Origin of the sequence: Mesorhizobium sp. B2-4-14, assembly GCF_006442155.1 — a bacterium.
Lineage (GTDB): Bacteria > Pseudomonadota > Alphaproteobacteria > Rhizobiales > Rhizobiaceae > Mesorhizobium.
In genome coordinates this window covers 26,345-40,675 of the sequence record NZ_VFVA01000041.1, presented here as the reverse complement: position 1 = coordinate 40,675, position 14,331 = coordinate 26,345, and the positions used below count along the sequence as shown (strand labels likewise).

Here is a 14,331-nt window from a genome sequence, read left to right as displayed (position 1 = left end):
GAAATCATCTCGCCGATCATCTACGCGCTGCCGATCCAGATGCTGGCCTACTTCACCGCCGTGTTCATGGGCACCGATGTCGACCAGCCGCGCAACCTGGCGAAGTCGGTGACGGTGGAATAGGTTTCGTCCTTTCGTCATCCACGGGCGGAGCAGGCCTCCACAAGAGCTTCGGCACGGGAGAGCGGCGCACGGAAGTGCTGCGCGACATCAATCTTGATCTAGCCGACAACGAGTTCGTCTCGCTTGTCGGCACGTCGGGTTGCGGCAAGAGCACGCTGCTGTCGATCGTGGCCGGACTGCAGGACTTCGACGCCGGCGAACTCAGCATCGACGGTGCGCCGATCCTGCAGCCGGGTCTCGACCGTGGCGTCGTCTTCCAGTCGTATACGCTGCTTCCCTGGCTGACGGCGCGGCAGAACATCGAGTTTGCCCTCAAGGCCGCGGGCTACAATCGTTCGGCCTGCCGCGAGATCGCGCTCAAGCATCTCGACCTCGTCAAGCTGTCGCAGAGTGCGGACCGCTATCCGTCCGAATTGTCGGGCGGCATGAAACAGCGCGTCGCCATTGCGCGTGCGCTTTCCTATCGCCCCAAGATGCTCCTGATGGACGAGCCTTTTGGCGCGCTCGATGCCTCGACCCGGCATCAGATGCAGGAATTGCTGACTCAGAGGCGTCAAGGCGTCCCGAAATGGCATAGCATCCGCCCGAATCTGGTCAACTGGCCGGGGTCTGGGGATCAGGAATCAAGGGCCGTGGGGACCGCACAGGCCGAGCGTCCATTCGATGGTTCCACAAAAGTCGCCGACAAATCCATGGTAGCTGCCGTAGCCATTGTAGTAGCTGTCCATCCAGCCATTGTCGCCGCTCCAATTGTCGCCGGTCCAACCGCCGCCAACCCACACGCGAGGGTTTGGATGTTGCCGTTGTACGACGTACCGATGTCCGTTGTGGCGATGAACCGCGGTATGGACAAAGTGGTACCTGACAGCCGCCGCATCGGCGATGGAGGTAAATGAAATCGCGCTCGCGGCGGCCAGCACGATAGCGCCGCTGGCGAGCATCAGACGCCGTTTCATGAAGATGCCTCCTGTTCCTACGAGACATGCACAGGAAAAACGGCCTGCCGCCCCAGACGTTCCTTCACGAAATAGGAACGCTGAATGCCTGACGCTGAATGCCTAATGTCTTTGGACCATCCTTCTTGACGCGATCGCTGCTTTCCTCGCCCTCTGTCCGCGCTCAAGATTTTTTGACCACCGTCCGGTAAGAATTCATTGTCGCTGCTGCATTTGTCGGACCATAAAACGCGCCAAGTGATCCCGCCCCGGCTGGTTGGTCGCGGATGCCAGCCTTTCGCCAAGGCATATGAACCGCCTGCATGACGGAATTGGCCAGAGCATTGGAACAGCCTCTATTTGCCACCGAGCGCGACCCGAGGCTGAGGTTGATCATCCCGATCATCGTCGCCATCGCCTTTCTGATGGAACAGCTCGATTCCACCATCATCACCACCGCGATCCCGGCCATGGCGCAAAGTCTGGATACGACGCCGGTCCGGCTGAATCTGGCGATCACCACCTACATCCTGACGCTCGCCGTGTTCATTCCCGTCAGCGGCTGGTTCGCCGACAGGTTCGGCGCGCGCAGGGTGTTCGCCCTGGCGCTTTTCACCTTCACCCTTGGCTCCGCGCTGTGCGGCATAGCGAACAGTTTCGGCATGCTGCTGGCCATGCGCGCGCTGCAAGGACTTGGCGGCGCCATGATGACGCCGGTCGGGCGGCTGATCCTGCTGCGCAGCTTTCCACGCAGCGGCCTGATCACCGCCATGACCTACACGACCTTGCCGGCCATCATGGGGCCGATCATCGGGCCGCTGCTCGGCGGCCTGCTGACCACCTACGCGTCGTGGCGCTGGATATTCTATGTCAACCTGCCGTTTGGCTGTCTTGGCATTCTGGCGGCGCTGCGCTTCGTCGACGATTTCCACCAGGAGGCGGTGGAGCGCTTCGACTTCGCCGGATTTCTGATGGTGGGATGCGGCGTGGCGTTACTGCAGTTCGGGCTGGAGAATATCGGCCGCCCGATCATTCCCGCCTTCACGACGGTGCTGGTGTTGGCTGCGGCCGTCCTGCTGCTGCTCGCCTTCGGGCGCTATGCGCGCCGCGTCGTGGCGCCGGCTGTCGACCTGACGCTGTTTCGATTTCGCTCGTTCTGGGTCGGCACGCTGGCGGGGGGCCTGTGCCGCGTCGGTCTCAACGGCGCCCCGTTCCTCCTGCCGCTGATGCTTCAGGTCGGCTTTGGCATGAGCCCGGTCACCTCAGGTTCGCTGACATTCGTCGGCAGCTTCGGCGCGCTGCTCATGCGGCCAATGCTGTCGCCGCTGCTGCGGCGCGTCGGCTTCAAAGTCGTGCTGATCGGCAGCGCGATCGTGGGTTCCGCTACCGTGGCGGGCTTCGCCTTGATGAGTGCCGATAGGCCGCATTGGATGATCGGCTTCTATGTCTTCCTGTTCGGCGTCGTCCGGTCGGCGCAGTTCATGACCTCCAACACCCTGTCCTACGCGGATCTGCCGGCGGACAAGCTCAGCCGCGCCACCAGCCTGGGCGGCGTGCTGCAGCAGCTTAGCGTTTCGCTGGGCGTTTCGGTCGCCGCCATGCTGCTGGGCCTGATTGCAGGGGAAAGCCACGTCCTGACGCCGGAACGGTTCCATCAGGTGTTCCTGCTGACCGCGATCATCCCGCTCATATCCATTCCCGGCTTTCTGTACCTGCGCGCCGAGGACGGCGTGCAGGTCAGTGGTCACATCGGCAGATCACGCAAATCATCCCGGCAAGGATAGTGGAACAATCCGTTCGCTCAAAAACCGTGCGGCGCCGCTCTCGTTGAAGCGTTCGTCACGGACGTGTCGCAACTTGCCGCCGGTTTGCCGCCTGCGATCGATCTGACACCTTTCCGGGCTGATAGGTTCTGATTGTTCAGGGCAGCCCTGCTGTCGCAGCAGGCTTTGCCGTTCTTGTATGGGGGAAACGCCGTGACCGCAGAGACCAGCATGCAGGCCGTGGAGCCAATCGACCCGCAAAGCAGCTACGCCGTGCTGATCTGCGATCTGGTCGGCCTGCGCTTCGGGCCGGACGGCAAGCCTGACCCGAGCGAAGTCCGCGCCCATATCGAAGCCAAGGGGGGCCGCTTTCACTCATCGTCGCTCGGAGACAAAGCGGAGCTTGAGCGTGGCCGTGTGCATTTCTTCTACCAGCCGGACCTCAGCACCAGGGAAGAGCTGATCGAGGCCGCGGGGGAGGGGCGCTATGACGCCGTCATCGCGGCGGCGACCTTCCTGCCAGCCGAGACCGTCTTCCCGCTGGCCGGCGTGCGCATCGGCGCTGGCACCGGCAATATGGGCTCGGGCTCCTGGGGTGGCGGCAGCGGCGAGGGCGGCACGGCGGTGCTGATGAACACGCCCGGCATCAACAGCCGCGCCACGGCGCAGATGGCGATGAAGGCGATCCTGAAAGTCCTGCCGGATCTCCCGGTCGATATGCTGCACGACCTGGTGGCGCGCGGCGCCTTCGACACCGGCAGGGAATTGCGGGATTTCCCCACCGAAAAGCTCGAAGGCAAGACGATGGCGATCATCGGCTATGGCAATATCGGCCGCGAGGTGGCGAAGCTCGCCCGTGCCTTCGGCATGCGCGTGGTGATCCACGCACGGCCTCGGCACCGGGACTGGATAGAAGCAGAGGGATTTGTCTATGCGGCGAGCCCGGCCGAATCGGCCGAGGGGGCCGATGTGCTCAGCGTCCATGTCGGCCTGGGCAAGCAGGACGCGCAGACCGGCCGCTACGCCAATGCCGGAATCGTCGCCGCGGATGTCCTGTCCCGCATGAAGAATGGCGCGGTGCTGGTCAACTACGATCGCGGTGAGCTTGTTGATATCGAGGCGCTTGACGACGCCCTGTCCTCCGGCCGGCTAAGCCACGCCGCCATCGATGCCGACCTGTTCAGCGATGCCTCGACCGGCGGTCTGTCCGGTCCGATGCTGCCTTATCTCGACCTCGTCGAGAGGCATGGCGCCAAGCTCGAACTTCTGCCCCATGCCGCGGCCGACACCGACCATCCTTCGCGCGTCGCCGGCGCCAAACAGGCCGTCGACCAGCTGTTCGATGTCATCTGCCGCAAAGCGGTGACGAATGCCAAGGGCTCCGTGCCGCCGGGCTATGTCTCCCTTGGAATGACGACGCCTCCCGGCATCGGACCGGTGACGGAGTCCCATCTTTTGAAACTGACCTCCCACGACTGCACCCAGCTGGCGGATCTCTGTGACCGGCAAAGCCGGTTGTGGAAGGCGCTGTCGGAAACGCCAACTGCCGAGCGTGGCGGGATTGTTGCCGAGCAAGGCGAAGAGCTTGTCCGGTCGATCGACCGTTTCTGCCTGTTGGCCGAGAAACTGAATCTCAGAGGCCCTTACCAATAACTCGACCTGCCGCTGCGGAGGTTTAAAGGCTTCAGGCGGAAGGACGCTGCCTCAGTAGCGGGGACCGGCCACCATCCGAGCAATCCGTGTCATATCGGTGCTCATCTCGCGGTCGTCATCGAGTGGACTGACAAGCGCACGTACGGCGGCGAAGGTGCGCTGCGGCCCTTCGCCCATGCTGTCGACGACGCCGCGCAACTCCACGCCGGTGGCCGCGAAGATGAGCTCCATGGCAACGAGATAGCGCAGGCGCTCGATGATCTCGCCAGTCTTGGCCACCACTCGGGGCGCCATCGACGACTGATCCTCGATCCCATCCGAGACGGCCAGCGGGCTGAGCGATATCGGATTGGCCAGATGCCGGATTTCGGCTTCCAGCGCCGCGAGTGGCTTCTGCAATTCGGCATAGCCCTGGCGGCTGCCGCCCCTGGCCGACAGGAAACGTGGCAGTTCAGCTGTTGTCGGAGACATCAGTTTCATGCAGCGATTGGCGGTGCCGACCGCGCAATGCGCGAGCGCCTGGCCGATCTGTTCCCAGGCAAGCGTGAATGCCGTGAGGTCGAAATTGCCGTTCGAAACCACCCGCTCGTCTTGCGGCAGGATCACGGGATTGTCGCCCGAATGGGTCAGTTCGATCTCGGTCGCCAGCCTTGCCTGTTCGAACGCATTGAGCAGGCCACCCCAGACCTGGGGTACGCAACGATAGCTGAGCGGGTCCTGAAGCCGCCGCGCCGCCTTGTCCTTCCACAGGCCGCTGCCCGCCAGCTCCGTGCGCAGCCGCTCGCCGATTTCGCGCTGGCCGAAAGCCGGACGCGCGGCTAGCGCATCCGCATCGATCGCGGTGAGGGAGGAGCGGAACGCCTCGTAGTTGAGCGCCACGGCGGCCAGCCCCCAGTCGATGAGATGGGCGACGTCTTCGAGACACAGGCACGCCGTTCCGGTCGACAGGCTGTTGGCGACGATGAGGGCGTGGCCGTCCTTCTCGCGCAGGTCGAGCGGCTCCAGCCCGGCCAGCGTTAGCGCCTCGGCCGATGGCATGATCCGGCCCTGGAATTCCGCTTCGCCCTCGCCGCCGCGCAGCGCTCGCGCCATATGCCCGAGATGGGCAAGGTCGGCCGCGCCGATCGATCCCCAAGTGGGGATCACCGGATGGACGCCGGCGTTGAGCGCCGCGACAAGGCCCATGACCACGCGTTCGGAGGTGCCGGTGCCGCCGGCGGCCATGCCCGAGATGCGTGCGGTCATCAGCGCCCGCACCGCCTCGGTCGGAAGGGCGGGGCCGATGCCCATGCTGTGGCTGAGCGGCACGCTATGCTGAAAGGCGATCAGATCGGCCTCGGCGAGCGGCGTGTCGACACAGGCGCCGAGGCCGGTGGTGACGCCATACATCGGTTTGCCGAGCTGCATCAGGTGCTCGACCAGCGCGCGGCTCGCCCGGATACGCATCGCTTCCTTACCCAGCATAAGCCGGGCGTTGCGCCGTGCGATCTCGGCGACGTCAGCCACGCCGAGTGGCTTGGCGTCGAGCAGTATCATCCGGGCCGTCATGTCTCGCCTGTACCCCGTGACCAGATGCCCGGACCAGCGGCGCGGCGGGCGTCACTGTTTGTGGCGGCTTGCCGGCTGGAGTGCAAGCCATTCCCATTGTGGCAGCGGTGAGGAAGCAGGCGAGGGGCTTTGATTCTTGGAACTACGCCGTTCGCTCCGCGACGGCGTCTGGCACCACAACCAGCTTGCCGACAAAATCCTTGGCAACGAAATCGGCTTGCGCGTGGTGGAAATCGGAGAGTTTGTAGACGCCGCCGACCAGCGGGCGGATCTTGCCCGCCTCGATGTAGCGCACGATGCGGCGGAAATCCGCGCGCGTGCCCTGGCTCGAACCGTGCAGTTGCAACTGCTTGAGATACATGGTCCTGAGATCGAGCTGGACGACCGGGCCCGCAATCGCGCCGGCGGTGGTATAGCGGCCCTCCGGCCTCAGGATGCGCAGCAAATCGTTGAAGATGGCACCGCCAACGAGGTCAGCCACGACGTCGATCGGCTGGCCGCCGGTCGCCTCGGCCACGGCTTGCGGCAAATCGTCGACGCCACGGGTAATGACGGCTTCCGCTCCGATGTCGAGCACCGCCTGCTCCTTGCCCTTGCCGACGACGGCATAGGGAATGGCGCCGCGCGCCCGTGCCAGTTGCACGATGCCCGAGCCGACGCCGCCCGAGGCGCCGGTGACCAGAACGCGCTCGCCGGCTTTCAGCGCGGCTCGTTCCAGCATCTGCTCGCCGGTGAGATAGGCGCAGCAGAAGGTGGCGAGTTCGACGTCGCTCAGCGTCGTGTCGACGACACGCGCATTCTCCGCCGGCACGGCCTGGTATTCGGCATAACCGCCGTCGCGGCCATGGCCCATATAGTCGATATCGGCGAGCGAATCGTCGTCGCGGTTGTAGATGGAGAAATCGACCATCACCCGTTCGCCGATACGATCAGACGAAACGCCATCGCCGACGGCAGCGATGATGCCGACAGTGTCGGTGCCCTGGATGCGCGGGAAAACAAGCGTGTTGCCCTGCCGCCGCCAGGTCGACACCGCTGCAGCGTCTTCCTCGGTGCCATAGGCGCCCTGGCGCACCCACACATCGGTGTTGTTCATCCCGCAAGCGCTGACCCTTATAAGCACTTCCCCCGAAGCAGGGGCGGGCACTCTCACATCGGTACGGTAGACGAGTTTTTCCGGTCCGCCGTGGCCGGTCAGCAGCACGGCGGCCATGGTGGCGGGGAGCGTGTTGGTCCTGGCATTCATGGCTCGATCTCAGAGATTGGCAAACACGCTGTTCACCGCATCCGCGGTCTTGGCCACGACGATATCGGCCTCCTCGCGCGTCAGGCAGAGCGGCGGCGCGAAGCCGAGGATGTCGCCCTGCGGCATGGCGCGGCCGATGACGCCGCTTGCGGCAAGGGCCGTGGCGACCTGCGGTCCGACTTTGAGCGAAGGATCGAAGAAGACGCGGTCGTCGCGGTCTTTTACGAATTCGACCGCCGCCAGCATGCCGTCGCCACGCACCTCGCCGACGTTTTTGTGGCCGCCGACGGCCTTGGCGAGTTCAGCACGGAAATAGGCGCCGGTCTCGCCGGCATTTTTCACCAGCTCCATCTCGTCGATCAGTTCGAGATTGGCCACACCCGCGGCAACGCAGATCGGATGCGCCGAATAGGTCCAGCCATGGCCGAGCGAACCGAGCTTGTCGGAACCCTCGACCAGCACCTGCCACATCTTGTCGCCGACGATGACCCCTGACAGAGGGGCATAGGCCGAGGTCAGGCCCTTGGCGATGGTGATCAAATCCGGCTTGATGCCGTAGTGGTCGGAACCGAACATGGTGCCGAGCCGGCCAAAGCCCGTCACCACCTCGTCGGCGACCAGCAGCACATCATACTTCTTCAGCACCGCCTGGATTTTTTCCCAGTAGCCTGCGGGCGGCGGCACGATGCCGCCAGTGCCGAGGATCGGTTCGCCGATGAAGGCTGCGACTGTCTCGGGGCCTTCGGCCAGGATCATTTCCTCGAGCTTGTCGGCGCAATGCTGCGAGAACTGCTCCTCGCTCATCGAGCGGTCGGCGCGGCGGAAATAATAGGGCGCCTCGGTGTGCAGGATCGGCGCGCGCGGCAAATCGAAGGCGTTGTGGAACAGCTCAAGGCCGGTCAGCGATCCGGTCATCACGCCCGAGCCGTGATAGCCGCGCCAGCGCGAAATGATCTTCTTCTTCTCCGGGCGGCCGAGAACGTTGTTGTAGTACCAGATCAGCTTGATGTTGGTTTCGTTGGCGTCCGAACCGGAGAGGCCGAAATAGACCCTCGACATGCCTTTCGGCGCGCGGTCGATGATCATCTTGGCCAGCGTGATAGAGGCCTCGGTGCCGTGCCCGACATAGGCGTGGTAATAAGCGAGGTTCTTGGCCTGGGCGGCGATGGCGTCGGCGATCTTCTGGCGGCCGTAGCCGACATTGACGCAGTAGAGGCCGGCGAAGGCATCGATGCTCTTCCTGCCATTGTTGTCCCAGACGGTGACGCCTTCGCCGCCGGCCATGATGCGGGTCGGGCTCTCGCCGCGCGCATGCGTGCCCATATGGGTCGAGGGATGAAAGAAGTGATCGCGGTCCCAGGCGTTGAGTTCGTTGGACTGGTCGAGCATCTTTTTGACTCCTTGAAAGAGAATTCCGGCGCGGCCTAAGCCACATCCAGGCAGAGATATTTGAGATCCGTGAAAGCCTCCAGCCCATGGCGCGAGCCTTCACGGCCGATGCCGGACTGCTTGACCCCGCCAAACGGGATCGGCGCGCCCGTGATCTTGACGCGGTTGATCGCGACCATGCCGTATTCCAGCGCGCGGCCCAGGCGCTGCTGACGGGCGCCGTTCTCGGTCACAACATAGGCGACGAGGCCGTACTCCGTGGCGTTGGCGCGGGCGATCACCTCGTCTTCGCCGTCGAAGGGCGTGACGGCAGCGACCGGACCGAAGGTCTCCTCGCGCATGATCAAAGCCTCGTCGGGCACGTCGGCCAGCAGCGTCGGCTGGTAGAAGAGGGGGCCCGCCGGATGGCGCTTGCCGCCGGCAAGGCAGCGGGCGCCCTGGGCGAGGGCGTCGGCGACCTGTTCCTCGACCTTCTTGACGGCGCGCTCATGCATCAGCGGCCCGATGTCGGTTTCGTCGGCAAGGCCGTTGCCGGTCCGCAGTGCCTCGATGCGCGCGGCGAAGGCCGCGCAGAAACGGTCATAGATCGGGCGCTGGACATAGATGCGGTTGGCGGCAAGGCAGTCCTGGCCCGAGGTGGCGAATTTGGCGTCGACGGCGATGCGCACGGCCTTGTCGACATCGGCGTCGGCAAAGACGATCAGCGGCGCGTGGCCGCCAAGCTCCATCACCAGCCGCTTCATCGTCGGCGCGCTCTGCGCGGCGATCAGCCGGCCGATCTCGGTCGAGCCGGTGAAGCTCATGGCACGGACGCGCGGGTCTTCGCACATGCGCCCGACGATCGTCGAAGCATTGCCGGTGAGGACATTGAAGACGCCGGCAGGCAGGCCGGCGCGCTCGCCGAGTTCCGCCAGTGCCAGCGCCGACAGCGGCGTCTCCGAAGAGGGATGCGCGACGATGGTGCAGCCGGCGGCGAGGGCGGCGGCCGCCTTGCGGGTCAGCATGGCCGCAGGGAAATTCCACGGCGTGATGACACCGACGACGCCGAGCGGTTCGCGCCGCACCATCATTTCAGCGCCCGGCAAATGGCTGCTGACGCTCTCGGCGTTGAGCCGCTTGGCTTCTTCGGCATACCACTCGACGAAGGAGGCGGCATAATCGATCTCGCCGAGCGACTCCTTGAATGGCTTGCCCTGTTCGAGTGTCATCAGCAGAGCCAGATCATCCTTGGCGGCGATGATCAACTCGAACCATTTTCGCAGAACCTTGGAACGCTCCTGCGGCAGCAGCGACCGCCAGGCCCGAAAGGCACGCGCAGCGGCATCGATCGCCTTTGTCGTTTGGCGCGCATCCAACGCGGCGACGAAGGCGACGGTGGTGCCGGTCGCCGGATCGGTGACTTCAAAACTCTCGGCCGCGTCGCTCGCCGTCCAGTGGCCGTCGACATAGGCAAGCTCGCGAAGCAGCCGGCGGTCGGCGAGGCGATCGAGCGCTTCATGGCGATGCGAGCGGGCGAAATGCGCGGACATGGTCGAAGCCTCCCGGTTCGGACTGATACGGGAAGACTATCCGCGATGCGCAGATAGAGAGGCTGTTTGGACATCCGTTGATAGAGAATCTCTCTCTGTTGCGCCGACGAGGCAGGCGATCTCTCCGGCGTTAGGTCGACGCCGGCAACAGGTCGACAATCGGCAGCGCAATGTCGTCCTTCACCGTCTTGATGACGATGTAGGTGAAGTAGCGGTCGATGCCGATCTCGCGGTCGAGCAAGGCATCGACCAGCCGCTGATAGGCGTCGATGTCGCGCGCCATCACCTTCAGCACATAATCGACGCCGCCGCCCACCGACCAGCAGGCGACGATCTCGGGAATGTCACGGATGACTCGCTCGAAGCGGTCGAAATCGGCCTGGCGGTGGCTGGCCAGCGTCACTTCCATCAGCACGGTGGCGACCGGCGCCACCACGCGCATGGCGATCCGGGCGTGGTAACCCGAGACGATGCCGGCCTTTTCCAGCTTGCGCAGCCGCATCCAGCATGGCGTCGGCGAGAGCCCGACCTGCTCGGCCAGCGCCAGCTTGGTGATGCGTCCGTCACGCTGGATGGCGTCGAGGATTTTGAGGTCGATCGCGTCGAGTTTTGCAGCCGTCATCACAGTCCACTTTTCGTCCACGGCACCATGACGGTGCATTATTTCGATTGTCAATTGCACTGATTTCGATCTCTAATAAGTCATGACATTGTGGCAACCCGATCCCGCGCTCATCAGGCGGCCAGCCTACCAGTCGCTTGCCGACCAGTTCGCGCGTGCCATCCATGACGGACGGCTGGCGAATGGCGCGCGCCTGCCGACCCATCGCCGGCTGGCCGACGATTTGAAGCTGTCGGTACAGACGGTGAGCCGCGCCTATGAGGAATTGATCCGGCGCGGCCTGATTTCGGGCGAGATCGGCCGCGGCAGCTTTGTCCAGACGCAGCGCCGCGAGCCGGAGCCGCCGTATCTGCCCGAGCGCCTCGGCGAGGTCATCGATCTCTCGATCCTGAAGCCGGTCTGCGAGCCGATGCATCTGGAACGAATGAAGCAGGCACTGGGATGGCTGGCCGAACACCTGCCCTCAAGTTCGGCACTGTCCTTCCGGCCCAACATGGTGTTCCCCCGCCATCGCGCTGTCGCCGTCGAATGGCTGAAACTGTGCGGGCTCGAGGCCTCCGCGCAGAATATCAGCCTGACCAACGGCGCTACCGCCGGCATGACAGTGGCGCTGATGAGCGTGGCGCCGCCGGGATCGACCGTCGCGACCGAGGCGATCGGCCATCACACGCTGGTGCCGCTCGCCCGCTATCTCGGCTTCAACCTCGAAGGCCTGCCGATCGACGGCAATGGCCTCATCCCGGAGGCGCTGGACGAGGCCTGCCGGCTTTCCGACATCCGCGCTGTGTTCGTGCAGCCTTCGGTGATCAACCCGACCGCGACGCTGATGGATTCGGGACGTCGGGCTGAGATCGCGGCGGTGGCGCGCAAGCACGACATCGCCGTCATCGAGAACGATGTGCTGGGTCCGCTGGTCGAGGACCGGCCGCCGCCGGTCGCTGCTTACGCGCCGGAGCGCACGCTCTACGTCACCTCCTTCACCAAGATCACCGTGCCCGGCCTGCGCATCGGCTATCTCGCCGCGCCCGACCGTTACGTTGCCGCCGTCGCCAACCGGCATCTGGTCTCGAACTGGATGGCAACGCCGCTGGTGGCCGAGATCGCCACCAAATGGGTGGCCGACGGCACCGCGATGGAGCTTGTCCGCTGGCAGCGCCAAGCGCTCCGGCACAGGATGGATATTGCCGCGGAGGTCCTTGCAGGGGTCGATTATCGTTCGCATCGCGATGGCCTGCATCTGTGGCTGCAATTGCCTGGCGACCGGGCCGAGGAGAGTTTTGTCGCCCAGGCCCGGCTGCAGGGCGTGGCGATCGCGCCGGGCACCTCCTTCCGCATTTCCGACGCTCCTTGGCATCCGGCGGTGCGCATTTCGCTGGGTTCGACCACCGAGGGGGAACTGCGCGCCGGTCTCGGCGTTGTCACCAAGCTCTTGCTTGGAGATCCGGAGCACCTGCTGCTCGCCATCTAGGGGGTTGCGTCGATATTCCGGTAATGCCGGCCTGCGAAGGTGGTCTCCTGCGCTTCTGGCTCCGTTCCGGCCTCAGACGCCGCCATTGCTGGGTGGGGCCTGAGCCCGACTCTCCACGGGTTGCCCAGTTGGTCGAGAATTGTCCGCAATCGGAATAATTGTCATGATATTATTTTCCCAATTGACATGATTTGGCGCGTTCCGCATCGTTAGGGGCACAGGCTTCTCCAGCACGGGGAAATTCATTTGTCCGCACCCATCATCAAGGTCGATGCCATTTCGAAGAGCTTTGGTGCCTTCAAGGTGCTGGATGGCCTGTCGATGCAGGTCATGCCGCGCGAGAAGCTGGCGCTGATCGGCCCGTCGGGCTCAGGCAAGACGACGATCCTGCGTATCCTGATGACGCTGGAGCGCATCGACGGCGGCCACATCCAGATCGATGGTGAGCAGCTTTACCATATGGAGCGCAACGGCCAGTTGTTGCCGGCCGACGAGCGGCATCTGGCAAAAATGCGCCAGAAGATCGGCATGGTCTTCCAGTTGTTCAACCTGTTTCCGCACAAGAGCGTCATCGACAATGTCACGTTGGCGCCGATGCTGACCAAGGGCACGCCGCGCGCCGCCGCCCAAAAACGCGCGATGGAACTGCTCGACATGGTCGGCATGGCCGACAAGGCCAAGGCGATGCCGGCGCAACTGTCCGGCGGGCAGAAGCAGCGTGTGGCGATTGCCAGGGCGCTCGCCTTGCAGCCGAAGATCATGCTGTTTGACGAGGTGACGTCGGCGCTCGACCCGGAACTGGTCGAGGAGGTGCTCAACGTCTTGTGGCGGCTCTGCGCCGAGACCGACATGACCATGCTGCTGGTTACCCATGAGATGGGTTTCGCCCACGACTTCGCCGACCGGGTGCTGTTCTTCGATCGCGGCAAGATCGTTGAAGAAGGCAAGCCCGACGAGATTTTCCGCCGTCCCAAGCAGGAGCGCACGCAAGGCTTCCTGAAGAAGATCATCGCGGCCGGACACCGCGTCTGACCGCCATGCGAGCGTGCGAACCGCCCACAAGCAAACCAAGAAGAGCAACAAGGAGTTGGGAACAATGAAGAAACTTGGCATTCTGGCCGGCATCGCCGGCTTCGCAATTACGGCAGTGCTCGCGACCTCAAGCGTGGGCTCGGCCGCGGACAAGAAGCTCGAACAGCTCAAGGCGCAGGGTTTCGCCCGCGTCGCCATCGCCAACGAACCGCCCTATACGGCGGTCGCCGCCGACGGCAAGGTTTCGGGCGCGGCGCCCGACGTGGCGCGCGAGATTTTCAAGCGTCTCGGAGTGGCCGATATCGTCGCTTCGATCTCTGAGTATGGCGCGATGATCCCCGGCCTGCAGGCCGGCCGCTTCGACGTCGTCACCGCCGGTCTGTTCATGAAGCCGGAGCGTTGCGCGGCGGTCGCCTATTCCGAGCCGGTTCTGTGCGACGCCGAGGCGATGCTGGTGAAGAAGAGCAATCCCAAGCACTTCAAGAGCTACGAGGACGTCGCCAAGGACACTGCCGCCACGATCGGCGCGCCGGGCGGCGGCACCGAGGAGAAGCTGGCGCTCAACGCCGGCGTGCCGCGTGAACGTGTCATCGTCGTGCCGGATGGCCAGAGCGGCCTGAAGATGGTGCAGGACGGCCGCATCGACGCCTATTCGCTGCCGGTCCTGTCGATCAATGATCTGATGAAGAAAGCCAACGATCCGAGCCTCGAAGTCATCGCGCCGGTGCAGGGCGCCCCGGTCTACTGCGACGGCGCCGCCTTCAAGAAGGGCGACGAGGCGCTGCGTGACGCCTACGATGTCGAACTGGCCAAGATGAAGAAGTCGGGCGAGTTCGCCAAGATCATCGAGCCCTACGGCTTCTCGGCGGCTGCCGCGATGTCGACGACGCGCGAAAAGCTCTGCTCGGCGAAGTAGAGCGCTCTTCTTCCTTCTCCCCGTTCACGGGGAGAAGGTGTCACGAAGTGACGGATGAGGGGCGGCGCTAGGTTTGGAGAAGCTAGCGCTGCCCCTCATCTGCCTGC

The 14,331-nt window shown here is 64.3% G+C and carries 11 protein-coding genes and 1 pseudogene; 7 read left to right on the top strand and 5 right to left on the bottom strand.

Annotated features, from left to right (window positions below; all coding sequences use genetic code 11):
- The 4 genes and pseudogenes from FJ938_RS30150 to FJ938_RS25640 form a co-directional block, all read left to right on the top strand.
- A pseudogene (locus FJ938_RS30150) lies at positions 1–123 on the top strand (glutamine--fructose-6-phosphate transaminase (isomerizing)); the annotation flags it as partial.
- A gap of 74 nt (positions 124–197) precedes the next feature.
- Positions 198–1,019, top strand: a complete 822-nt coding sequence (locus FJ938_RS30145) for an ABC transporter ATP-binding protein (protein ID WP_246673511.1) — start codon at positions 198–200, stop codon at positions 1,017–1,019.
- A gap of 362 nt (positions 1,020–1,381) precedes the next feature.
- Positions 1,382–2,842, top strand: coding sequence for a DHA2 family efflux MFS transporter permease subunit (locus tag FJ938_RS25645; protein WP_140698705.1), 1,461 nt, complete (start codon positions 1,382–1,384; stop codon positions 2,840–2,842).
- 192 nt (positions 2,843–3,034) lie between these two features.
- Positions 3,035–4,474 (top strand): 2-hydroxyacid dehydrogenase, encoded by a 1,440-nt coding sequence (locus FJ938_RS25640; protein WP_140698702.1) that lies wholly within the window; start codon positions 3,035–3,037, stop codon positions 4,472–4,474.
- Between the two features lie 51 nt (positions 4,475–4,525).
- Here the strand turns inward: FJ938_RS25640 and hutH are convergent, their stop codons facing one another.
- From hutH to FJ938_RS25615, 5 genes are all read right to left on the bottom strand, one after another.
- Complete coding sequence (hutH, locus tag FJ938_RS25635; protein ID WP_140698699.1) at positions 4,526–6,022, bottom strand: histidine ammonia-lyase; 1,497 nt, start codon at positions 6,020–6,022, stop codon at positions 4,526–4,528.
- Positions 6,023–6,164: 142 nt separating this feature from the next.
- On the bottom strand, positions 6,165–7,268 hold the full coding sequence (locus tag FJ938_RS25630; RefSeq protein WP_140698696.1) for an alcohol dehydrogenase family protein: 1,104 nt from the start codon (positions 7,266–7,268) through the stop codon (positions 6,165–6,167).
- A gap of 9 nt (positions 7,269–7,277) precedes the next feature.
- On the bottom strand, positions 7,278–8,657 hold the full coding sequence (locus tag FJ938_RS25625; RefSeq protein WP_140698693.1) for an aspartate aminotransferase family protein: 1,380 nt from the start codon (positions 8,655–8,657) through the stop codon (positions 7,278–7,280).
- A gap of 35 nt (positions 8,658–8,692) precedes the next feature.
- Positions 8,693–10,186, bottom strand: coding sequence for an NAD-dependent succinate-semialdehyde dehydrogenase (locus FJ938_RS25620; protein ID WP_140698690.1), 1,494 nt, complete (start codon positions 10,184–10,186; stop codon positions 8,693–8,695).
- Positions 10,187–10,316: 130 nt separating this feature from the next.
- The gene (locus tag FJ938_RS25615) at positions 10,317–10,808 is read right to left on the bottom strand and encodes an Lrp/AsnC family transcriptional regulator (protein ID WP_140698687.1); all 492 of its coding nucleotides are present in this window, start codon (positions 10,806–10,808) and stop codon (positions 10,317–10,319) included.
- Positions 10,809–10,890: 82 nt separating this feature from the next.
- Here FJ938_RS25615 and FJ938_RS25610 point away from each other — a divergent pair, with 82 nt between their 5' ends.
- The 3 genes from FJ938_RS25610 (at position 10,891) to ehuB (ending at position 14,224) form a co-directional block, all read left to right on the top strand.
- Positions 10,891–12,276 carry a PLP-dependent aminotransferase family protein gene (locus FJ938_RS25610; RefSeq protein ID WP_140698684.1) on the top strand — a complete coding sequence of 462 codons (1,386 nt, stop codon included), beginning with the start codon at positions 10,891–10,893 and terminating at the stop codon, positions 12,274–12,276.
- Between the two features lie 246 nt (positions 12,277–12,522).
- Entirely contained in the window at positions 12,523–13,308 is a 786-nt protein-coding gene (ehuA, locus tag FJ938_RS25605; RefSeq protein ID WP_281407631.1) for an ectoine/hydroxyectoine ABC transporter ATP-binding protein EhuA, read from the top strand.
- A 64-nt stretch (positions 13,309–13,372) separates the two neighbouring features.
- Positions 13,373–14,224: an ectoine/hydroxyectoine ABC transporter substrate-binding protein EhuB gene (ehuB, locus tag FJ938_RS25600; RefSeq protein ID WP_140698681.1), complete on the top strand. Its 852-nt coding sequence runs from the start codon at positions 13,373–13,375 to the stop codon at positions 14,222–14,224.
- Positions 14,225–14,331 lie beyond the last annotated feature (107 nt).